We start from the raw sequence: 21,904 nt of genomic DNA on the forward strand, positions 1-21,904 counted from the left end.
AGTGCCATGGACCTGACGCCGTATGTCGACAGTCTCCGCACCGAGTTGGCGTTGGCCGCCGAGGCGGGCGGGGAAGAAGCCCGTGCCCTGGCCGAGCGGCTGACCGCGCCGCTCGAGTCGGCCGTGCGGCTCACCCTGCTGGAGGCGCTGACCGCGGCCGCGGAGGAGATCACCCGCGATCTTGCCCCCGGATCGGTGGACCTGCGCCTGCGGGGGCGCAACACGCCGAACTTCGTGGTCACCCAGCCCGCCGTGCCGCCGGCCGAGGCTCCCGCGCCAGAGCCGGTCACCGACGACGAGGGCCCGTCGGCCCGCATCAACCTCCGGTTGCCGGAGAACCTCAAACTCCGGATCGAAGAAGCGGCGGGCGCGGAAGGGTTGTCCATCAACGCCTGGCTCGTCCGGGCCGCCGGCGCGGCCCTCACGCCGAGCGGCCGCCGCGGCTCCGGGCAGCGCGACAGCTGGACCGGCCAGCACCTCACCGGCTGGGTCCGCTGAGCCGCTCACCACACCGGACACCGTCAGGGGACGACCATGCCTGAATTCGCCACGCCCGGCCCGATCGCCGTGCGCATCGACCTCCCGGTCGGCGACGCCACGATCATCGCCGCCGACCGCACCGACACCGTGGTCGAGGTGCACCCGGCCAACCCCGCCAAGCGGCACGACGTCGAGGCCGCCGAGCGGACGACCGTGGACTTCAGCGGCGGCAGGCTGGTCGTCCGCGCCCCGGCGCCGAGGTCCTCGCTGTTCGGCCGGACCAGCGCCGTGCGGGTCCGGGTGGAGTTGCCCACCGGTTCGTCGGTGCGCGCCGACTCGGCGTGGACCACCTTCCGCGCCGAGGGCACGCTCGGCGAGTGCCGGTTCACCACCGGCGGGGAGGTCCAGCTCCACCGGACCGGCTCGCTTTCGCTGGATTCCAGTGCCGGTGACGTCGTGGTCGACCACGTGGACGGCGAGGTCGACATCACCACGGCTTCCGGCGAGGTGCGGATCCGCGAGGTGACCGGCGGCGCGTCGATCCGGAACTCCTCGGGTGCCTGCTGGATCGGCCGCGCCGGCGGTGACGTGCGGCTCAACACCGCCAGCGGGCACATCACCGTGGACCACGCCGATGCCGGGGTCGAGGCCAGGACGGCGTACGGCGACATCCGGATCGGCGAGGTCGTGCGCGGGTCGGTGCAGCTGGAGACCTCCTCGGGGGAGATCGAGGTCGGTATCCGCCGGGGCGTCGCCGCCTGGCTCGACGTGAGCACCGGGTACGGCAAGGTGGCCAGCGAACTCGGCGAATCCGGTGAGCCGGCCGGTGAACCGGTGGAGACCGTGGAGGTCCGGGCCCGCAGCGGCTACGGCAACATCCGCATCAACCGCTCCCGCTGATCGAACTCTCAATGCTATGAGTGGGGCATTACTTGCGTTCATTGCAAGTAATGCCCCACTCATAGCGTTTCCCGACTGGCGGACGGAGGCCTGAACGTGGGGTTCGGGTGCGCGAACGTGCGGTTCGGGTGCGTGGACGTGGGGTTCGGGTGTGGGTCAGGGTTTGGTGCGGGTGGTGGCGAGGGTGATGGCTTCGGCCAGTGGGGTGGTGCCGTTCGACCGGGCCCTGGTCAGCAGCAGGTCGGTGGTTTCCTCGATGCCCTCGACCTCCGCTGTGGCGCCGGCGTGGTCCAGGCCCCGGATTTCCCTGGCCAGGGTGTAGATGATGCCCCCGGCGCTGGCCACGAAGTCCGGGATCCAGGTGAAGCCCTGGCTGTCCAGCCGGTGCGCCACCGAGTCCTCGGTCAGCTGGTTGTTCGCCGGGCCGACGACCAGTGGCGCGGTCAGCAGGCTGATCACCTCGGGCGAGAGCACCCCGCCGACCGCGGCGGGCACGAAGATGTCCGCCGGTTCGGCCGGTGCGTCGTCGGGGTGCACCCAGCCGAGGCCGAGTTCCGCCGCCCGCAGGCGTTTCGCATCGTCCACATCGGACACGGTGACCGCGGCGCCGTCTGCGGCCAGTGCGGTGGCCAGGTGGCTGCCCACCGCGCCGAACCCGCTGATCACCACCTTGCGCCCGGCCACCGACGGGCTGCCGAACACGTGCCGCGCCCCCGCCCGCAGCGCGGCGAGCACGCCCACCGCGGTCGGCGCGCTCGACGAGCCGACACCACCGTGGGCGGGCGGCAGGCAGAACACCTGTGGCGCGTGCCGCCGGAGCACCACCATGTCCTCCGGCCCGGTGCCCACGTCCGGCCCCGGGATGTACGAACCGCCCAGCGAGCCGATCAGCTCGCCGAGGTCCTCCAGCGCGGCGAGCCGCAGTTCCGGTGACGCCGAAGGCGGCAGGGCCACCACGCTCTTCCCGCCGCCGAACGGCACCCCGGCGACCGCGCACTTCAACGTCATCGCTTTGGCCAGCCGCAGCGCGTCGGCGAGGCCGTCGCGCCAGTCCTCGTAGTGCCGCACCCGGCAGCCGCCGATCGCGGGCCCGAGCGCCCGTGAATGCGCGGCGACGGTGAGCTGCAATCCGGATCTCGCCCCGCGACGCAGCACGACCTCTTCGTGCTCCCAAACCCCTGTGGTCGACAAATCGTCCTCCTGCTTCGAAACTGAACAACCAGCAAGGCTCGAAGCTAGTCAGAAGCGCGGTCGACAGGCATGATCACCGAACGATATTCGGCACAGAGAGGATCAAGGGATGCTGGACGAACTTGATTCGGCGATCGTCCGGCTTCTGCAGGAGGATGCACGGCAGTCGAACCGCGACATCGCGCGCAAGATCGGCATCGCGCCGTCCACCTGCCTGGAGCGGACACGGCTGCTGCGCGAACGCGGGGTGATCCGCGGGTACCACGCGGACATCGACCTGCCCGCGCTCAACCGCGGGGTGCAGGCGCTCGTCACCGCGCAGATCCGCCCGCTGAGCCGGACGGTGATCGACACCTTCTGGCAGTCCGTGGCGAAGCTGCCCGAGGTGCTCTCGGTGTTCGTCACCGCGGGCAGCGACGACTTCCTCCTGCACGTGAGCGCGCAGGACATCGAGCACCTGCACTCGTTCCTGGTGGACCGGCTGGCCAAGCGGCGCGAGATCGTCAGCTTCCGCACGTCGATCGTGTTCCAGCACCTGGCGAAGAACGTCCTCGCGCCGCTGCCGGAGAACTAGCGCCTGAGCCGCGGGAGTTCCGGCGAATCGGTGTCCAGCGGCACGGTGCCCGAGCGCACCAGGCCCAGCTGCACGGTCTGCCGCTTGCCGACCGCCTCCAGCGCCCAGTCCACCGCGGTGCGCACGCGGTTGCCCGGCATGGCCATCAGGTGGTAGCCGCGGGTGACCACCTTCGCCGGGAACCCGGCCAGCGGGATGTGCAGCGGATTCGCCGCGGCCTGCCATTCGCCGAGGTCGACCACGAAGCCGAGGTCGCGGTGCCGGTACTTCTTCAGCTGCCCGCCCTTCAGCGAAGCGGCGACGTTCTGCCCGGCGAGCTTGCCCTGCCGCTGCGCGTGCTGCGCGGTCATCGTGGTGATCTCGCCCGGCCGGGTCAGGTCCGGCACGGCCGCCGCGTCACCGCAGGCGAACACGTCCGGCTGCCCCGGCACGTTCAGGCAGGCGTCGGTGACCAGCCTGCCCTTCTCGGTGTCCAGGCCCAGGCCGGCCACCAGCGGGTCCGGTCGCACGCCGACGCACCAGACCAGCGTGCGCGAGGGCACGTAGTCGCCGTTGGTGAGCTGGACGCCGTCCTTCTCGGCCTCCTTGATCGAGGTCTTCATGAGCACCTCGACCCCGCGGTCACGCAGTACGCGATCGGCGGTGCGCGAGAGGCGTTCGTCCAGCTCCGGCAGCACCTTCGGCGCCAGGTCGAGCAGCAGCCAGCGGATCGGCTGGTCCGCCAGTTCCGGGTGCCGGGCGGCGAGCGCCTTGGTGAACGCCGGCCCCTGCGCGGCCACCTCGGTGCCGGTGTACCCGGCGCCGACCACCACGAAGGTGCAGCGCTTGGCGCGCTCGGCCGGGTCGTCGGTGGCCGCGGCCAGCTCGATCTGCCGGGTGATGTGGTCACGCAGGTAGAGCGCCTCCGGCACGCCGCGGAAGCCGTGGGCGTGCTCGGTGACACCGGGGATCGGCAGCAGCTTGTTCACGCTGCCCGCGGCCAGGATCAGCTTGTCGTAGCCGAGTTTGTGCTCCTCGTCCTCCGGATCGAGGTACGTCAGCTCGTGTGCGTCGAGGCTCACGTCGGTGACCTCGCCCAGCACCAGGCGGACGCCGCGCAGCGTGGCGGGCAGGGACACCGACACGCGCCGCGGGTCGATCACGCCCGCCGCGACCTCGGGCAGCAGCGGCAGGTAGAGGAAGTAGTCGGTGGGATTGACCAGGATGATCTCGTGTTCTTCCCGGTTCAGTTCCTTGGCCAGTGCCTTCGCGGCGTGGTAGCCGGCGAACCCGCCGCCGACGACGACCACCCGTTTCCGTGCCATTCCGCCTGCCTCCTGGAAAGATCGGGATCTTCCACTTCGCGTACCCGGCCCGAGCGCGGCGGAAACAACGATGGCACGGCAGTGCGCCCGCGTCGCTAGCCCGAAGGGTCCTGGCTCGCACGCAGGAGGTAGGTGTCCATGATCCAGCCCTTTTCCGCCCTGGCTTCGGCCCGGCGCTGCTCGATTTCCGGCCCCACCTCGGCGATCGGGCCGGAGAGCAGGATCTCGTCCTCGGTCCCGAGGTAGGCGCCCCAGAAGATGTCGAGGTCTTCGCCGTAGTACTGCTGGAAGGTGCAGTTCGCGTCGAGCAGGACCACGGCGTCACCGGGCAGTCCCTCGGCGAGCCGGCGGCCGGTGGTGAACTGCACCGGCTCGCCGATGCGGTTCAGCGGGATCCGGTGCCGGGCGGCCAGCGTGGAGACGCTGCTGATGCCGGGGATCACCGAGTACTCGATCTCCACCTGCTCGGCCACGGCTTCGACCAGGGTGATCGTGCTGTCGTAGAGCGCGGGATCGCCCCACACCAGGAACGCGCCGTGCCCGTCCTCGGGTAGTTCGTCGCGGATCAGCTTCGTGTACAGCGCCACGCGCAGGCGGTGCCAGTCGGCGACGGCCGCGCGGTAGTCGGCGGGCCTGCGGTCGCGGGCCGGGTCCTCGGCGTGCACCACGCGGTAGTCGCGGCCGTACTGCTCGAGGACGCGTTCGCGCAGGTCCACCAGGTCGCGTTTGGCCGCGCCCTTGTCCAGCACGAAGAACACCCTGGCCCGCTCGATCTCGCGGATCGCCTGCACGGTCAGCTGATCGGGGTCGCCCGCCCCGATCCCGATCACCGATATCTTCCTCACCGCCGGAAGTCTGCCTTAGTAGGGTCCGGGCATGACCGAGCCGTTCCGCCACGCCACGCTGGAGGCGACGCTCGAGCGGATCACCTTCGCCAGCGAGGAGACCGGCTACACCGTGGCCAAGGTGGACACCGGGCGCGGTGGCGACCTGGTCACCGTGGTCGGCGCACTGCTCGGCGCGCAGCCGGGGGAGGCGCTGCGGCTGCGCGGGCGGTGGGGTTCGCACCCGCAGTACGGGCGCCAGTTCCACGTCGAGGACTACCAGACCGTGCTGCCCGCCACGGTCCAGGGCATCCGCCGCTACCTCGGGTCCGGGCTGATCAAGGGCATCGGGCCGAAGCTGGCGGACAAGATCGTCGAGCACTTCGGCCTGGACTCGCTCGAGGTGATCGAGCACAGCCCGGAACGCCTGATCGAGGTGCCGAAGCTGGGCCCGAAGCGCACCAAGCTGATCGCCGAGGCCTGGGAGGAGCAGAAGGCGATCAAGGAGGTGATGGTCTTCCTGCAGGGCGTCGGGGTGTCCACCTCGCTGGCGGTGCGGATCTACAAGCAGTACGCCGACCGCTCGATCGACGTGGTGCGCACCGAGCCCTACCGGCTGGCCACTGACGTCTGGGGCATCGGCTTCAAGACCGCCGACACCATCGCGAAGGCGGTCGGCATCCCGCACGACAGTCCCCAGCGGATCAAGGCCGGGCTGCAGTTCACCCTGTCCGAGGCCACCGGCAGCGGCCACTGCTTCCTGCCGGACACCGAGCTGATCGCCGAGGCGATCAAGATCCTGCAGGTGGACGCCGGGCTGGTGATCGAGTGCCTGGCCGAGCTGGTCGACGAGGAGGGCGTGGTCCGCGAGGAACTGCCCGACGGCGACGACCGGGTTTCCGCCATCTACCTCGTACCGTTCCACCGAGCCGAGCTTTCCCTGGCCGCGCAGCTGATGCGGTTGCTGCACACGAGTGCCGACCGGATGCCCGCCTTCGCCGGAGTCGACTGGGGCAAGGCGCTGGCCTGGCTGCACCGGCAGACCCAGGCGGAGCTGGCCCCGGCGCAGGAGGAAGCGGTCAAGCTGGCGCTGTCCGAGAAGGTCGCCGTGCTCACCGGCGGTCCGGGCTGCGGCAAGAGCTTCACCGTGCGGTCGATCGTGACGCTCGCCGCGGCGAAACGCGCGAAGGTGCTGCTCGCCGCGCCCACCGGCCGTGCCGCGAAGCGCCTCACCGAGCTGACCGGGCACGAGGCCGCGACCGTGCACCGGCTGCTCGAGCTGAAGCCGGGCGGGGACGCCGCCTACGACAAGGACCGGCCGCTCGACGCGGATCTGGTGGTGGTCGACGAGGCCTCGATGCTGGACGTGCTGCTGGCGAACAAGCTGCTCAAGGCGATCCCGCCGGGCGCGCACGTGCTGCTCGTGGGCGATGTCGACCAGCTGCCCTCGGTCGGCGCCGGTGAGGTGCTGCGTGATCTGCTGGCGCCCGGCACGCCGATCCCGCACGTCCGGCTGACCCAGATCTTCCGCCAGGCGGGCGAATCCGGCGTGGTGACCAACGCGCACCGGATCAACGGCGGCGACTTCCCGATCACGCAGGGCCTGACCGACTTCTTCCACTTCAGCGTGGACGATCCGGAGGAGGCCGCGAAGCTGACCGTGGACGTGGTCGCCCGGCGCATCCCGAAGAAGTTCGGCCTGAACCCCCGGCGTGACGTGCAGGTGCTGGCGCCGATGCACCGAGGCCCGGCTGGGGCGGGCGCGTTGAACTCGCTGTTGCAGGAAGCGGTGACGCCGCCGAAGGACGGGGTGCCGGAGCGGCGGTTCGGCGGGCGGATCTTCCGCGTCGGCGACAAGGTCACGCAGACCAGGAACAACTACGACAAGGGCGCGAACGGCGTGTTCAACGGCACCCAGGGCGTGGTGGTCGCGATGGACCTCGACGAGCAGACCCTGCTGGTGCGCACCGACGAGGACGAGGACGTCGAATACGATTTCGCCGAGTTGGACGAACTCATCCATGCCTACGCGGTGAGCATCCACCGCTCGCAGGGCAGCGAGTACCCGTGCGTGGTCATCCCGCTGACCACCAGCGCGTGGATGATGTTGCAGCGCAACCTGCTCTACACCGCGGTCACCCGGGCGAAGCAGCTCGTGGTGCTGGTCGGGTCGAAGAAGGCGATCGGGCAGGCGGTGCGCACGGTCGGCGCGGGCCGCCGCCACACCGCCCTCGCCCACCGCCTACGAGCAGGATGAGGCTTCTTCGGTCGGTGGTGCGGCCCATTCGCCCGCCCGTGCCTGCTTTTCGGCGAGCACGCGGCGGGGCAGCTGGGAACGCGCGACCTCGCGGAGCAGCGGGCTGCGGAACGAGAATTCGACGCGGATGCCGTCGGCCAGCCGCCGTTGTGCCCGCAGCAGGTCCTGCCGCCCGAGCGTCTCCAGCAGCTTCACCACCTCGCCGAGGTCGTACTCGCCGAGCGCCGCGACGGCCTCCGGCGTGAACGGGTCGTCGAGCACGGCCGCGTCCCGCAGGACCGCCTTCTCACCCGGCGGCAGCGCGTCCAGCTGAGCCGCGAGCATCGCGTGCACGGTCGGCGGCACGGCCGGTGCCTGGCACACCGCCCAGCGCCACGCCGGTGAGGGCGTGGCCTCCGGCAGCACCCTGGCGTATTCGGCGGCGAAGCGCGGATTGCCGCCGATCCGCCGCACCAGGTGCTCGTACTGCCTGCCGGGCCGCCCGGTGAGCGTGCCGAGCAGCCGTGCGGTGGCAGCGTCGGACAGCGGCTCCAGCGTCATCGTGGTGGTGTCGCGGCGGGCCGGTTCCGGCTGTCCCGTGGTGACCACCAGCAGCGGCACCGGTTGCGCGAGGTCCTCGACGAACCGGTGCACCGGTTCACCGGCGAGGTGCAGGTCGTCCAGCAGCACCACCAGCGGCGCGGTGCTCGCGGCGCCTTCGAGCAACGCCCGGCAGGCGGGCACCGAGTCGGCGAGCGTGGCGTTGTTCGGTTCCCACAGCAGGGTGCGCAGGTGCGCCGCCGCCCACGCGGCGGCATGCCCGGTGCCGAGCAGCAGGTGCACGGTTTCGGCGAGCCGCGCGGCCGCGGTGGCGAAGGAGTCGTCCGCCTCGATCCCGGCACACGAGCGCACCAGTTCGGCGAGGACCTCCAGCGGTTCCCCGCCGACGGCCCGCACCACACGCACCGGCTCGCGGAGTTCCCGTGCCGAGCGGCCGAACTCGGCCAGCAGCCTGCTCTTGCCGATGCCCGGCTCGCCGAGGACCGCGACCAGGTGTGAACGCTGCCACCGCCGCACCTCGTCGAGCAGGCCGTGCAGGCGGCCGAGTTCGCGGTCACGGCCGATCATCGGCCCGGTGAAGGGCCGGACCGTGGTGGTGACCGGTCCGTCCACGCGTGCGGTGTCGCCCTGGTCGGTGAAGTCGAAGGCGTGACTGGTCGCGGCCTGGGTGACCGCGCAGGCTCGCACTTCGCGGAGCGGGACATCCGCCAGCAACCGCAGTCCGGCCGCCAGCAGCCCACCGGCCACCTCGGGAGCCCGCCGCCCGGACAGCGACACCAGCGCGTCGCCGGTGGTGACGGTGGCGTGCGCGCGGCAGAGCCGGTCGCGCAACGCCAAAGCGGTCCGCACGGCGTTGACCGCGTCGTGCTCGCCGGTGCGCGGCACGCCGAACAACACCAGCCAGGTCGAGCCGATGGAGCCGCGCACGCTGCCGCCGTGCCGCCTGGCCTCCGCGTGCACCAGCTCGGTCTGCTCGTCGTGCAGCTCGCCGAGGTCCTCCGGGTCTTCGGTGGCGGGGTCCGGTTCGGACCGCACCAGCACCGCGCTGACGCGCTTGCGTTCCAGCGTCACACCGGCGGCCGGGCGCGGGGGCGGCTCACCGAACTCCAGGCGCGCGATGCTGGCCAGCGCCGGCGGGGTCTCCATGACCTCGGCGGGCAGCGAGAGCGACGGGTCGTGGTTGAGGATGGCGCGCTCCAACGCCTGCAGGTCCCGGCTGGGGTCGAGGCCGAGGCTGTCGACCAGCGCGGTGCGCGTCCGGCGGTAGGCGGTCAGCGCGTCGGCCTGCCTGCCGCACCGGTAGAGCGCGAGCATCAGCTGCCCGGCGAGCCGTTCCCGCAGCGGTTCGGCCTCGGCGACGGCCTCCAGCTCGCCGATCACCTCGTGGTGCCGCCCGCCGGCCAGCTCGGCCTCCATGCAGTCCTCGATCGCGGCGAGCTTGGCGTTCTGCACGGTGAGCAGCTCCGGCCAGCGGACCCCGGACTCGATCAGGTCGGCCAGCGCCGGGCCGCGCCAGAGCGCGAGCGCCTCGCGCAGGGTCGCCGCGGCGGTGTCGAAGGACCGGGCGGTCAGCTCGGCCCGGCCGTGCTCGACCAGCTCGTGGAAGCGGAAGAGGTCCACCTGCCGCGGGTCGATCCGGAGCAGGTAGCCGGGTGCGGTGGTGAGCAGCTCCGGCGCCCCGGGACCGGCGCCGGCCAGCACCCCGCGCAGGTCGGCGATCGCATTGTGCAATATCTTCCTTGCGGTTTGCGGGGCGCCCCCGGACCACACCGCCTGCAACAGCCTGCTGGTGGCCACCACGTTGTTCGCGTGCAACAGCAGAAACCCCAGAGTCGCCCGCCTATTGTGCCCGCTGATGCCGATCGGATTGTCGCCGGAGAACACCTCCAGCGGACCCAGCAAATTGAATCGCATGACCGTCCGCCCTCGGTCGGTGATTTCGTATTCAAGACTGGACAGCTGCGTCAGTTCTGCGCCCGATCGGGGCCGACTTTCTCAGAAAGCTTACCCGAACGAGCTACATGATGTGAAGGGGTTCGGTCAGCGATTAACGTGCTTGGTCAATTATTAACTTAGAAAATGCTTATAACCAACCGGTCACGGTCCACCTGTCGGGATTGGGCCGTTCCCTGGGGGTGCCGGGGGCTGGTGGCGCGCGGCGCCGGGCCTGATGAAAGAGGGTATCAGTACGGAAAATAATCGAACGTGCACCGAGAATGACTGACCCGTTCGGGTTAATACGATCTAGTGCATTATCATCAGATTCCGGCGCCCGCCCACCTCGATGTGCGCCGAATTTCCGGCCAATGGGTCAGTTTCTCCGACTTTCCTACGAAAGTTGCTAGTTTGTCCAACAGTGCAACGGCGCGCTGCTGGTCTGCAGTGGAAAGCAGCACCGTTGCCGCGGTGCCGAGCGATCCGGGGGGATGGCGATGGAACTGGTGGAACGCGATGAGCAGTTGCGCGTACTCGAGCTGCTGCTCAACGAAACACTGGTCAGGAAAGGTCAGGTCGCGTTGCTCGACGGCCCGGCCGCGAGTGGTAAAACGGAACTGCTGCGGGTGTTCGCCGAACGCGCGCAGAAATCGGGGGTGCTATTCCTGAGTGCGTCGTGCTCCCGTTCGGAGCGGGCGTTGCCCTTCGGGGTGATCAGCCAGCTGGTGCACAGCGCGGTCCTGCCGGTGGACCTGCAGGCGCGGCTGGTGCGGCTGGTCGACGAAGGGGTCGCCGAGGCGCTGGCCGCCCGGTCCCGGGGGGAACCCGCCGAGCTGGGGCAGGTGTTCCACGGCATCTCACTGGCGCTGCTGGAGCTGGCCGCGCTGGACCCGCTGCTGATCGGCGTGGACGACCTGAGCCAGGTGGACACGCTGTCCCTGCAGTGCCTGCTGTACCTGATCCGGCGGCTGCGGTCGGCCCGCATACTGGCCGTGCTGACCGACGACAGCGACCCGGCGCCGGCGCAGCGCCCGTTCGGCGGGGAACTGCTGCGCCAACCGCACTTCCGGCGGATCAGGGTGGCGCCGCTGTCCGAGGCCGGGGTGGCCTGCCTGCTGGCACGCGGTGACCTGCCGACCAGGCTGGCGCCGGAGTTCCACGCCGCCACCGGCGGCAACCCGCTGCTGCTGGCGTCGCTGGCCGAGGACCACCGCGAGGTGGGTACCGCCCGGCCGGAGGGATATGGCCTGGCCGTGCTCAGCTGCCTGTACCGCGGGGACGTGGTCCGGACGCGGGTGGCCCGTGCGGTGGCCGTGCTGGGCGGGCAGGGTTCGCCCGAGGCGCTGGCCGCGCTGGCCGTCACCGATCCGGACGTGGTGCGGCAGAGCTGTGCCGCCTTGACCGCGGCGGGCCTGCTCGGCGACGGCGTGTTCCGGCACCCGGTGGGCAGGCAGGCCGTGCTCGACGACCTGGGGCCCGACGACCGGATCGACCTGCACCGGCGGGCGGCGCGGCTGCTGCACGAACAGGGTGCGCTGGCCCTGACCGTGGCCGGGCACCTGATCGAGGCCGCCGACGTGGACCCGCCCTGGGCGGTGACCGTGCTACTGGAGGCCGCCGAGCAGGCGCTGCTGTCCGACCGGATGGAGCTGGCCGCCGACGCGCTGCGGCTGGCCCACCGCGCCAGTCTCGGCGAGGCCGACCGGGCGGCCATCCGCGCGCGGCTCGCCTACGCCGAATGGCAGGTGAACCCGGCCGCCGCGGCCGAGCACCTCGACCCGCTCGTCGCGGCCATGCGTGCCGATCAGCTCAACCGCCGCGACTGCATGGTCCTGATCCGGCAGCTGCTCTGGCACGGCCGGGCCGACGAGGCGATGGACCTGCTCGACCGGTTGCGTGGCTCGGTGGCCGAGCAGCACCCCGAGGCGGCGGCCGAACTGCGGCACACCGAGTTGTGGCTGACCAGCGTGCACCCGACGCTGGCCCGCCGGAGCCGTCCGCCGGTCCGCCCGGGGGCGGAACCCGCGCTGGTGACGCCGAAGGCCGATCCCGGGCTGCAGTCCACCGCGATGCTGGCGGACATGCTCGCGCGCGGCCGCAGTCACGAGGCGCTGGACCGGGCGGAGCTGGTGCTGCGGGACATCGACCTCAACCGCAGCACCTCGTGGGCCGAGGAGTCGGCCATGCTGGCGTTGCTGGTGCTGATCAGCGCGGGGCAGGCCAAGAGCGCGGCCGAGTGGTGCGACCGGTTGCTCGGCGCCGCCGAGGGCAGGCGGGCGCCGGTCTGGCGGGCGATGTTCGCCAGCGCCCGCGCCACCATCGCGGTGCGCCAGGGCGAACTGGCCGCGGCGGCCGAGCACGCCGAGGTGGCGCTGAACCAGCTGGCCCGCAAGTCGTGGGGCGTGGCGATCGGCCTGCCGCTGGGCAGCCTGATCCTGGCCAAGACGCGGATGGGCCGGTTCGAGGAGGCCGCGCAACTGCTCACCTACACCGTGCCGGACGCCATGTTCGGCAGCCGGTACGGCCTGCCGTACCTGTACGCGCGCGGGAACTACTACCTCGCCACGAACCACCACCACGCCGCGCTCGCGGACTTCCTGTCCTGCGGGGAACTGATGCAGGGCTGGCGGCTGGAGGTCTCCGGACTGGTGCCGTGGCGCACTTCGGCGGCCGAAGCGTGGCTGCGGCTGGGCAATCTGGAGCAGGCGCGGCTGCTCGTGCACGACCAGTTGGCCCAGCCGGGTACCGACGGCTTCCGCACGCGCGGGGCATCTTTGCGGTTGCTGGCGGCTTTGAGCCCGTCACCACGACGGCTTTCACTGCTCACCGAAGCGCTGGAACTGTTCGAGTCCGCCGGGGATTGCTACGAACAGGCGCGGGTACTGGTCGATCTGAGCCGCGTGCACTACGAGGCCGACGACAAGCGCCGTGCGCGGAAGGTCTTCCGGCGGGCCTGGCACCTGGCGAAGGTCTGCGATGCGCAACCGCTATGCGCGGAGTTGCTGTCCGCGAGCAGCGATCTGTCCACAGGGGCCGGTGCCGGGGAGGACAGCGCCGGCATCACCTCACTGACCAGTTCGGAACGCCGCGTCGCCGCGCTGGCGGTGATCGGCTACACGAACCGGGAGATCGCCGGGAAACTGCACATCACCGCGAGCACCGTGGAACAGCACCTGACCCGCGTCTACCGCAAGCTCAACGTGAAACGCCGCAACGATCTCCCGCTGGACCTGCGGGCCGAACCGGCACCGCGGATCCGCCTGGCATAACGGTGGTTATCGTGCGCGCAGAAGAAAGCCCCCGGCGCTCGAGGGGGAGGTGGCGCCGGGGGCTCAAGGTCGGCCGAGGGGGGTGGCCGACGGGGTAAGCGTACCGCGTGGTCTGGGTCCGTGGGGGACGAAGGCCGGAATTCTCGATTCGGCGGGCGAAGTTCACCCGGGAGCGGGCTGCTACCAGTCGACCGGCAGGGCGTGCAGGCCGTACACGGCGCCCTGCCGCTTGTACGGCAGGTCCTCCACCGGTGCCGCCAGCCGCAACGTGGGCACGCGCGAGACCAGCTTGCGGAACAGGATTTCCAGCTCGAGGCGGGCCAGGTTCTGCCCGACGCACTGGTGCACGCCGTACCCGAAGGCGATGTGGTGGCGCGCCCCGCGGTGGATGTCGAACGTTTCAGGACTGGGGAAAACCCCAGTGTCCCAGTTGGCGGCGCCGAGCAGCGCGATGAGCCCTTCACCGGCCTTGATCGTTGTTCCGCCCACCTCCATGTCCTCGGTGGCGATGCGCGCGGGCACGATGTCGCCGATGCTCAGGTACCGCAGCATTTCCTCCACGGCGGGCCCGACCAGTTCGGGATCGGCGCGCAACGCGGCCAGTTGCTCGGGATTTTCCAGCAGTGCCAGCGTGCCGAGGGAAATCATGTTCGCGGTGGTCTCGTGCCCGGCGTTGAGCAGCAGCAGAATCGTGGCCAGCAGGTTCTCCCTGGTGACCTCGCCCTTCTCCAGGTGGTTGTGCACCAGGCTGCTGACCAGGTCGTCGTCCGGGGTGCGCTGCTTCTCCGAGATCAGGTCGCCGAGGAAGGCCCTGATCTCGGTCATCGCCTTGGCCACCTGCTCCGGCGTGCTGTCGAAGGAGAGCAGGATGCCGGTCTTGTCCTGGAAGAACTCGTGATCGGCGTAGGGCACGCCGAGCGTCCGGCAGATCACCAGCGAGGGCACCGGCAGCGCGAGGTGGGCGACCAGGTCGGCCGGGCGGTCCTGCGCCAGCAGGTGGTCGAGCTGGTCGTCGACGATCTGCTCGATGGCCGGGCGCAGCACCTTCATTCGCCGCACGGTGAATTCCGGGATGAGCATCCGGCGGTACACCGTGTGCTCCGGCGGGTCCTGCCGCATGAACGGCGGCTTGTGGCCCTGCTTGACGATGTCCTTCTGGATCGGGATCAGCGGCGGGAACCCTGGTTTGGTGATGTCCGCGCTCACCGTGGGGTGGGCCAGCACGGCACGGGCGTCGGCGTACCTGGTCAGCAGCCACGCCGGGGTGCCGTCGGGCAGTTGCGCGCGGGACACCGGTTCGGTCTCCCGCAGTTTGGCGTATTCGGACGGGGGGTCGAACGGGCACCTGCGGGCCATCGGGAACTCCGGTACCTCGGCCGCCGGATCCTGGGTCATGAGGGCACTCCTGGGCGATGGGGGACGGTGAACTTTTCCAACTCTTCCTTGACTTCGGCGAGGACGTCCGCCGCTTCGGCGCCGTCGATCACGCGGTGGTCGAAGGCCAGGTTCAGCCGCATGAGAGGAGCGATGGTGACCTCGCCGTCGCGGACCACCGGGCGGTCGGCGATGCGGCCGAGGCCGAGTGTGACGGTGGTACCGCCGACCGAGTGGAAGCCGTCCACCGGGCGGTGACCCAGCGAAGTGACCGCGAAGGTGCCGAACCGCGCCGACCGTACCGCGAGCGGGCGCACCGCCATCGCGAACAGCGCCCGGCCGAGCCACGGCGGCAACTGGTGCAGTTTCCGCGCGCCGGCGAATTCGGGCATGGTGCCCGGATCGCCATCACGGAAATGGTCCACTCTGGACTGGATGTCGGCGAGGCTCGCCTCGTGCACTCCATCGAGCACAGTGGACAGTACGATCCGCTGGCCGTTGATGTGCTTGTCCAGCGTCACCTTCGCGTCCACGCCGCCGAACCGCGCGACCTTGGCGAAGAGCCCCCCGCGGATGGCCGCGTTCGCTTCGGGGTGCCGCGCGAGCACGCGGGCGGCGGCGTGCACCACGTAGGTGACCACGGAGTACCGCTCGCCCGCCGCCTTGGCTTCCGTCCGGTGCCTGGTCACTTCGGTCATGTCGATCTCGGTGTCGAGGAACACCGGCGAGAACCGCCGGATCTCGCGGAGGAAGTAGAGGGTGTGCCGCCGTTCTCGGGCGATCGCCGGGAAGCTCATGCCGCCACCAGCGAGTACACGTCCGAAAGGCTGCCCGCTTCGAGCAGGTCCGGCAGGGAGACCGGCCGGCCGGTCTTCTTCTCCACCACGGTCAGCAACCACAGCAGGTACACCGAGTCCCAGCCGGGCAGTTCGTCCAGGCTGCGCCCGGCGTCCGAGGTGGTGACCGGCAGGCCCAGCTCGTCGCGGACCAGCGTGACCAGATCGTCCACTGTGTTCACTGGAGGGTTCCTCCGAAGTCGAGGTCGACGTGGGCAGGGGCTTCGGTGAGCTCGCCGAGGTCGTGCCGGAAGCGGGTGACCCCGTCGTCGGACCCCGGCAGGGTGGTGAACCCGTAGCGGCGGTAGAAGTCGGCGACCTTGCCGTTCTTCGCGGTGGGGCGGTAACTGCCGAACACCTCGGTCAGGCCGTGCTCGCGGGCGTGGTGCAGCAGCGCCGAAAGGCACGCTTGCTCGATGCCGCGCGAGAACACGCGACAGCTGAGGATGAAGTTCTCGAGGTGGAGTGCATCGTTTTCGCGTCGGCCGAAGATGACGCCGACGAGGCCGTTGTCGCCGAACCGGTCGCTGGAGCGGATGGCGAGCACGTGCCACGCGGGATCATCGGCCAGCTCGCGCACCTCGGGCAACTGCAGTCGCCGGGTCGTCAGGTTGAACTGGTTGGTGCGCAGCGAAAGCTGGGACACGCGGGGGAGTTCCTTCTCGGTCGCCGGGGCGAACCGCACCCGCACGCCGAGTTCCGCCAGGTACTGCTCGATCGAGTCGAAGTTGTCCAGGAAGTCCTTTCTGGACAGATCCTCGCGGTACTTGTCCACCCGGGCGCGGTCTTCGACGGTCAGCTCTCGCACGTCGAACCAGCCGTCGGCCAGCAGGGTGCCGACGTGCAGTGCCGGGTCCCCGGTCACCGGGAGCACGGCGACGCCGGGGAGTTCCTCGCGGACCAGTCCGCATTCGAGCGTGCTGTCGTCGACGAAGGTGAACGCGTCCACGCCGAGGTTGAGGTCGGCGGCCAGTTGCTTCAGGTTGTCGTGCTTGGGCTGCCAGTTCGCGATGATCCGGACGAAGTCGTTCTCGCTCAGGGTCATCTGCGGGTTTTCGGTGAGCGCCCGGCGCACCGGTTCGAGGTCGTTCTTGCTCACCACCGCGAGCAGCACACCCTGCGCGCCGATCTGCTTGACCACCCGCTGGAACGCGCGGAACGCCTCGCCGTGGTGGGTTTCGGCGACTTCGACGCCGTCGTGCCCGTCCTCGCCGAGGATGCCGCCCCACACCGTGCCGTCGAGATCGAGCACGAGGCATTTCTTGGTGCGTCCGGCGGTATTCCTCGCCAGGTGCCCGATTTCGCGGGCGTACCGCGCGAGCAGTTCGGTCGACAGGTGCATTTTGGCGTATACGGCCATTCGCGGGTCTTCGACCGGAATGCCCTCGGCCAGCAAGGGATCCAGGTCGACCACCAGCACGCCGGGGTGTTGTTCGCCGAATCGCAGCAGGCGAGCGTTCGCCTCGCGCCACAACGCGCCGAGTTCGGCGCGTGACTGGTGGTCGACCAGTTGTGCGCTGAGGCGATGGGGCAACGGCAAGGTGTTCAGCACCAGGGTGCCCTTGCTGTTCGCCTCGAAGATCGACGCCAGTTTGTCGAGGAAGGCCAGTTTCTCGTCGAGCACCGCGCGTACGTCCGCGGGCCGCCACGGCACCGGGACCTCGTCGAAGATGATCCCGGCGTCGAGTACGCAGAGCGTGATTTCCGCTTCCGCGCGGTAGAGCTCACTGTCCGGATCGGACAGTTCGGTGAGGTAGCCGCCGAAGTCGCCGACGGTCGGGCGCAGCAGCAACCCGTGCCGGGCGACTTCGGCGGTCAACGAGGGCACCAGTGGGGACAGGGTGCCGTGGCCGGTGATCGCCACCCGGACCACGGTCGCCTGGGTGTCGTCGACCGCCAGGTTCGCGAGGAGCCGCCCGGCACGGGCGAGTTCGGCCGGGTCGAGGCCGGTGAGCAGTGCGGGCACGCGGTGGTAGTCGTCCGCGAGCAGGCCGTCGCGGTAGGCGGCGAAGAAGTCCATCAGTGCTTCTCCACCGCGAAGCCGGATTTGATCCACTTGCTGGATTCGATCGCGATACCGGCCACGCGATCGCCCTGCACCAGCCACGGCAGGACCTTCTCGAGCTGCACGAACGGCATCGCGTTGCCGATGTTGCCGGTGTCGGCGACGCAGCTGACCTCGTGCGCGTCCGGCGCCTCGAGCCGCTCGACGATGTTCGCGGTCATCTTCCCGGACAACTGCGGCGGCAGGAGGTAGTCGAGATCGGTCCGCGACCAGTCCAGCTCGCCGAGCAGCTCGTCCAGTACTTCGGCGGCCATCCCGGGCACCGACTCCTCGATCGCCTTGTAGTCCTCCAGCACCGGCGCCCGGTCGTCGTCGCGGTCGGCCACGCCGAACCACTCGACGACCTGCCCCGGCGGCCTGCCGAGCCCGACCAGCCGGACGAACACGTGCCGCAGTTCCACCGCCTCGGGCCCCGGGTCCGTGCTGAGCACGGTCGCCCCGGCGCCATCACCGAAAAGGATGAAATTGACCTGCTGCGCCGGGGGCAGCGTGGCGAAGTCGGTGTCGAAGTCGAGGTGCTTGACGCACACGTCACCGCCGAGCACGAGCGCGTTGCGGTGCCGCCCGGTGGACAGCAGCTGCCGCGCCAGGTCGAGGGCCTGCACCGCGCCGGTGCAGCCGGACTGCAGCTGGTAGGTGGGCACCTCGTTGATGCCCAGCCGGTCGGCGATGAGGTTGACCGTGGCGGGCATCAGCTGGTCGGGGGTGGCGCTGCCCATCACCACCAGGTCGATGTCACCGGGGCCCAGCCCGGCGCCGGCCAGGGCTTTGCGCCCGGCTTCCTCCCCGAGGTCGGCCAGGCTGGCGTGTGATTTGCCGGTCTCCGGGTCGACCGCGAGGTGGCGGGTCCGGGTGCCGATGAAGGTGTCCACCCACTGCTGCCACGCGCCGGTGGTGCCGAACCGGGCGGCCAGCGCCGCGTTGTCCACCAGCGGCCCGGGAAAGGCCGTGCCGGCGGCCAGGACGTACGTTTGACGGGCGCCCATCGAGTTTCCTCCCTGCCGAGAATTCACCCTCATGCTCGGCTGAGCGCCTAAACCGTTTCTTTCGCCGGACTTACGCACGCGGACTCAGGAAGGTCTAATAAGGCTGTGCGATCGTGCATTCGCTGGGGATTTGCCGATGGCGCGGAAGGCGGGGCTATGCGGGTTCTGGTGGTCGAGGACGACGTCCGCCTCGCCGAGGTGCTGTCGTCGGGCCTCACGGCCGAGGGCTTCGACGTGGACGTGGTCCACGACGGGTTCGACGGCTACTGGCAGGCCCGCGAAGGCGCGCACGACGTGGTCGTGCTGGACGTGCTGCTGCCCTCGATCAGCGGCTACACCGTCGCCAAGCGGCTGCGGGCCGAGGAGGTCTGGACGCCGGTGCTGATGCTCACCGCGAAGGACGGCGAATACGACGAGGCCGACGGGCTGGACGTCGGCGCGGACGACTACCTCCGCAAGCCGTTCTCGTTCGTGGTGCTCGTGGCCCGGCTGCGGGCGCTGGCCCGGCGCGGGGCGACACCGCGGCCGCGGCTGCTCAGCCACGGCGGGCTCTCGCTCGACCCGGAGTCCGGCGAGTGCATGGTCAACGGCAAGCAGCTGACCCTGCAGCCGCGGGAGCGGGCGCTGCTGGAGGCGCTGCTGCGCAACCGCAACCGGGTGATGTCGAAGGACCGCCTGCTCAACGCGGTCTGGGGGCTGGACTCGGCGGGGGACACGAACCTGGTCGAGGTGTACGTGTCGTACCTGCGCCGCAAGATCGGCGCGGCACGCATCGAGACGATCCGCAGCCTCGGCTACCGGCTGGTGGACCCGGATGCCTAGGGTGCGGCCGCGCTCGCTGCGGTTGCGGCTGACCCTGGTGGTCACGCTGGCGGTCGGCCTCGCGCTGACCGTGGCCTCGTTCGTGCTGGTCAACAGCATGTCGAACACGCTGTTCGGGGGGATGACCGACGCCGCCGCGCTGCAGGTGGACAAGGTGGCCGACGCACTGGAGCACGGGCAGCCGCTGCCGCCGGAGGACCCGTCGGCGGCCACCCTGATCCGCGTCGAGGACGAGGCAGGGAAGGTGGTCGCGTCGGTGCCGGAGACCGGCGCGAAGGCGGTCGCCGACCGGCCGGTGCCTGACGGGCGCACACGCGCGACCGAGGCGAGCGCCGACGACATCCCGCCGGCGAAGGACTTCGAGATCGTGCCCGCGCGCACGGTGTCCACCCCGCAGGGCGAGGCGCGCACGGTGCGGGCGATCTCGCGGTCGGGGCAGATCACCCAGAGCATCGACCTGGTGGTGAACTCGCTGCTGGTGGCCGCGCCGGTGCTGACGGTCTTCGTCGGCTGGCTCACCTGGTTCGCGGTGGACCGCGCGCTGCGCCCGATCGAGGCGGTGCGACGGCGGGCCGAGGCGATCAGTCACTCCACTTTGGACGAACGACTGCCGGAGCAGGACACCGGCGACGAGGTCGGCAGGCTGACGCGGACGCTGAACCGCATGCTCGACCGGATCGCCTCGGGCGCGCGGCGGCAACGTGAATTCGTCTCGGACGCTTCACACGAACTGCGCACGCCGCTCGCCGCGATGCGGGCGGAACTGGAGGTCTCGCTGGCGCACCGGGGCAACGCCGACTGGCGCAACGTCGCGACGCGCCTGCTCGACGACCACCGCCGCCTGGAGCGGCTCACCGGCGACCTGCTGACGCTGGCGCGCCTGGACGAGGCCGCGGTCTCCCGGCGAGCGGAACCCGTGCAGCTGGACGAAATCGTCGCGGGCGAGATCGGCGCAGTGCGGCACGCGGAAGTGCGGCCCGCGCTGACCCCGGTGCGGGTGACCGGCGTGGTGCCCGAACTCGTGCGCCTGGTGCGGAACCTGCTGGACAACGCGGACAAGCACGCCGCCGGGGTGGTCGCCGTCCACCTGCGGCGGGACGGCAGGCAGGTAATCTTCACCGTCGAGGACGACGGCCCTGGTGTGCCGCCGGACCAGCGGGAACGCGTGTTCGACCGCTTCTTCCGCGTCGACGGCAGCCGGGACCGGGCCAGCGGGGGCGTCGGACTGGGCCTGGCCCTCGTCCGCCGGATCGCCCGAAGCCACGGCGGCGACGTCACCATCACCGCCTCCCCCACCCTGGGCGGCGCCCTCTTCGAAGTCCGCCTCCCCACCCCCTAACCCCACACCCACACACCCGAACCCCACGTTCGCGTAGCCCACTCTCACGCTCGTGCACCCGAACCGCACGTTCACGCACCCGAGCCGCACGTTCACGCACCCGAGCCGCACGTTCAGGCGCCCGAACCGCACGTTCACGCATCCGAACCCCACGTTGGCGCATCCGAGTTCCACGTTCAGGCGCCCGAACCGCACGTTCAGGCAGCCGAGCTTCACACTCGGGCACCCGAGCCCCACATTCGCGCGGTGATTCCCGCACTGCGGCAGCGGTTGTGCCGCGCACTGGCCCGGGCAAGCCCCACACGCGCGATCACGGAATCCGGCCGCGCGAACGTGGCACTCGCCTGCCTGACTGCGTAACTCGCCTGCGCGAACGTGGGGTTCGCCTGCCTGAACGTGGCATTCGGGTGCGCGAACGTGGGGTTCGGGTGCCTGAGTGTGGGACTCGGGTGCCTGAGTGTGGGACTCGGGTGCGCGAACGTGTGACTCGGCTTCCTGAACGTGGTACTCGCGTGCTTGAACGTGAGACTCAGCCTCCCGGGCGTGGGACTCGGCTGTCCGAGCGCGGGGTTGGGCGATGTGGCGCCGTGAAGGCCACGTTCTTGGCATGCGGGTAGCACCTGTAGGGGGCGGCGTCAATCCTGCCGTTCAGCTTCTCCTCAGCGCGGCTAAGTCCCGTCCAAGGCCTGGTCGGCACAGTGACCAGCACAACGCAACCAGTGGAGAAGGGGTGCGGCGATGTTCCGCTCGTCGATGGTGGTGTGCCTGGCGCTGGCCCTCAGCGCCTGCGCCGGTGAGGCGCCCCAGCAACCGCAACAGCAGGGCAGTGTGTACCTGCAGTACGCCCAGTGCATGCGCGACAACGGCGTCCAGGTGCCCGACCCCCGCGCCGACGACCCGAGCGCCATGTACGAGGGCGTCGACACCGCGTCCGCCGCGTTCGAGAGTGCCGACCGCACCTGCGGCGCCATTCTCGCCGACGTCGTGCAGGAGCGCCAGAAACAAGACCCCGAGCAGCTCAAGCACCAGCAGGAAGAACTGCTCGCCCTCGCCAAATGCCTCCGCGAGCAGGGCATCCAGGTGCCCGATCCGGTACCGGGGCAGCCGGGCGGCGCTTTCGGGCCCGGCCTCGACCGCACGGATCCCGCGACGGCCGAGGCGCTCAAGACCTGCGCCACCGCCGGAAAGTAAGACCGCATCTCGTTTGG

The 21,904-nt window shown here is 70.4% G+C and carries 17 protein-coding genes; 8 read left to right on the forward strand and 9 right to left on the reverse strand.

What is annotated here, in order from left to right:
- Window positions 1-6: 6 nt before the first annotated feature.
- Together JOM49_RS13265 and JOM49_RS13270 are read left to right on the forward strand one after the other, a co-directional pair.
- The gene (locus JOM49_RS13265; protein ID WP_209664599.1) at window positions 7-498 is read left to right on the forward strand and encodes a toxin-antitoxin system HicB family antitoxin; all 492 of its coding nucleotides are present in this window, start codon (window positions 7-9) and stop codon (window positions 496-498) included.
- Between the two features lie 36 nt (window positions 499-534).
- A complete protein-coding gene (locus JOM49_RS13270; protein WP_209664600.1) occupies window positions 535-1,380 on the forward strand; it encodes a DUF4097 family beta strand repeat-containing protein in 846 nt (281 codons plus the stop codon).
- Window positions 1,381-1,536: 156 nt separating this feature from the next.
- On the opposite strand, the gene JOM49_RS13275 is transcribed toward JOM49_RS13270, so the two are convergent.
- On the reverse strand, window positions 1,537-2,571 hold the full coding sequence (locus JOM49_RS13275; protein ID WP_209664601.1) for a Glu/Leu/Phe/Val dehydrogenase dimerization domain-containing protein: 1,035 nt from the start codon (window positions 2,569-2,571) through the stop codon (window positions 1,537-1,539).
- 112 nt (window positions 2,572-2,683) lie between these two features.
- Between JOM49_RS13275 and JOM49_RS13280 the strand changes: the two genes are divergently transcribed.
- Entirely contained in the window at window positions 2,684-3,145 is a 462-nt protein-coding gene (locus tag JOM49_RS13280; RefSeq protein ID WP_209671145.1) for an Lrp/AsnC family transcriptional regulator, read from the forward strand.
- Here JOM49_RS13280 and JOM49_RS13285 read toward each other — a convergent pair.
- Complete coding sequence (locus JOM49_RS13285) at window positions 3,142-4,449, reverse strand: NAD(P)/FAD-dependent oxidoreductase (protein ID WP_209664602.1); 1,308 nt, start codon at window positions 4,447-4,449, stop codon at window positions 3,142-3,144. The two genes, JOM49_RS13280 and JOM49_RS13285, sit on opposite strands and share 4 nt — an antisense overlap.
- Window positions 4,450-4,544: 95 nt before the next feature.
- Window positions 4,545-5,294, reverse strand: coding sequence for a precorrin-6A synthase (deacetylating) (gene cobF / locus JOM49_RS13290; RefSeq protein ID WP_209664603.1), 750 nt, complete (start codon window positions 5,292-5,294; stop codon window positions 4,545-4,547).
- Between the two features lie 31 nt (window positions 5,295-5,325).
- On the opposite strand from cobF, the gene recD2 reads away from it, so the two are divergent.
- Window positions 5,326-7,530: an SF1B family DNA helicase RecD2 gene (recD2, locus tag JOM49_RS13295; RefSeq protein ID WP_209664604.1), complete on the forward strand. Its 2,205-nt coding sequence runs from the start codon at window positions 5,326-5,328 to the stop codon at window positions 7,528-7,530.
- Here recD2 and JOM49_RS13300 read toward each other — a convergent pair.
- Window positions 7,516-9,984 carry an ATP-binding protein gene (locus JOM49_RS13300; RefSeq protein WP_209664605.1) on the reverse strand — a complete coding sequence of 823 codons (2,469 nt, stop codon included), beginning with the start codon at window positions 9,982-9,984 and terminating at the stop codon, window positions 7,516-7,518. The genes recD2 and JOM49_RS13300 overlap by 15 nt on opposite strands.
- A 518-nt stretch (window positions 9,985-10,502) precedes the next feature.
- Between JOM49_RS13300 and JOM49_RS13305 the strand changes: the two genes are divergently transcribed.
- Window positions 10,503-13,274, forward strand: a complete 2,772-nt coding sequence (locus tag JOM49_RS13305) for a helix-turn-helix transcriptional regulator (RefSeq protein WP_209664606.1) — start codon at window positions 10,503-10,505, stop codon at window positions 13,272-13,274.
- 180 nt (window positions 13,275-13,454) lie between these two features.
- On the opposite strand, the gene JOM49_RS13310 is transcribed toward JOM49_RS13305, so the two are convergent.
- From JOM49_RS13310 to JOM49_RS13330, 5 genes are read right to left on the reverse strand one after another with little or no spacing between them, the layout of a single operon-like run.
- Window positions 13,455-14,669: a cytochrome P450 gene (locus JOM49_RS13310; protein ID WP_209664607.1), complete on the reverse strand. Its 1,215-nt coding sequence runs from the start codon at window positions 14,667-14,669 to the stop codon at window positions 13,455-13,457.
- Window positions 14,666-15,445 carry a 2-oxo acid dehydrogenase subunit E2 gene (locus tag JOM49_RS13315; protein ID WP_209664608.1) on the reverse strand — a complete coding sequence of 260 codons (780 nt, stop codon included), beginning with the start codon at window positions 15,443-15,445 and terminating at the stop codon, window positions 14,666-14,668. The genes JOM49_RS13310 and JOM49_RS13315 overlap by 4 nt, the downstream gene beginning before the upstream one ends.
- Window positions 15,442-15,666, reverse strand: a complete 225-nt coding sequence (locus tag JOM49_RS13320; protein ID WP_209664609.1) for an acyl carrier protein — start codon at window positions 15,664-15,666, stop codon at window positions 15,442-15,444. Before JOM49_RS13320 ends, JOM49_RS13315 begins: the two co-directional genes overlap by 4 nt.
- Entirely contained in the window at window positions 15,663-17,504 is a 1,842-nt protein-coding gene (locus JOM49_RS13325; RefSeq protein WP_209664610.1) for an HAD-IIIC family phosphatase, read from the reverse strand. Before JOM49_RS13325 ends, JOM49_RS13320 begins: the two co-directional genes overlap by 4 nt.
- A complete protein-coding gene (locus JOM49_RS13330; protein ID WP_209664611.1) occupies window positions 17,504-18,535 on the reverse strand; it encodes a 3-oxoacyl-ACP synthase III family protein in 1,032 nt (343 codons plus the stop codon). The genes JOM49_RS13325 and JOM49_RS13330 overlap by 1 nt, the downstream gene beginning before the upstream one ends.
- Before the next feature lie 156 nt (window positions 18,536-18,691).
- Between JOM49_RS13330 and JOM49_RS13335 the strand changes: the two genes are divergently transcribed.
- The 3 genes from JOM49_RS13335 to JOM49_RS13345 all read left to right on the forward strand — a co-directional run bounded on the left by JOM49_RS13335 (window position 18,692) and on the right by JOM49_RS13345 (window position 21,887).
- Complete coding sequence (locus JOM49_RS13335) at window positions 18,692-19,357, forward strand: response regulator transcription factor (protein ID WP_153035353.1); 666 nt, start codon at window positions 18,692-18,694, stop codon at window positions 19,355-19,357.
- Window positions 19,350-20,696, forward strand: coding sequence for a sensor histidine kinase (locus JOM49_RS13340; RefSeq protein ID WP_209664612.1), 1,347 nt, complete (start codon window positions 19,350-19,352; stop codon window positions 20,694-20,696). The genes JOM49_RS13335 and JOM49_RS13340 overlap by 8 nt, the downstream gene beginning before the upstream one ends.
- A 738-nt stretch (window positions 20,697-21,434) precedes the next feature.
- Window positions 21,435-21,887, forward strand: a complete 453-nt coding sequence (locus tag JOM49_RS13345) for a hypothetical protein (RefSeq protein WP_209664613.1) — start codon at window positions 21,435-21,437, stop codon at window positions 21,885-21,887.
- Window positions 21,888-21,904 lie beyond the last annotated feature (17 nt).

This window comes from Amycolatopsis magusensis (genome assembly GCF_017875555.1).
Taxonomy (GTDB): Bacteria; Actinomycetota; Actinomycetes; order Mycobacteriales; family Pseudonocardiaceae; genus Amycolatopsis; species Amycolatopsis magusensis.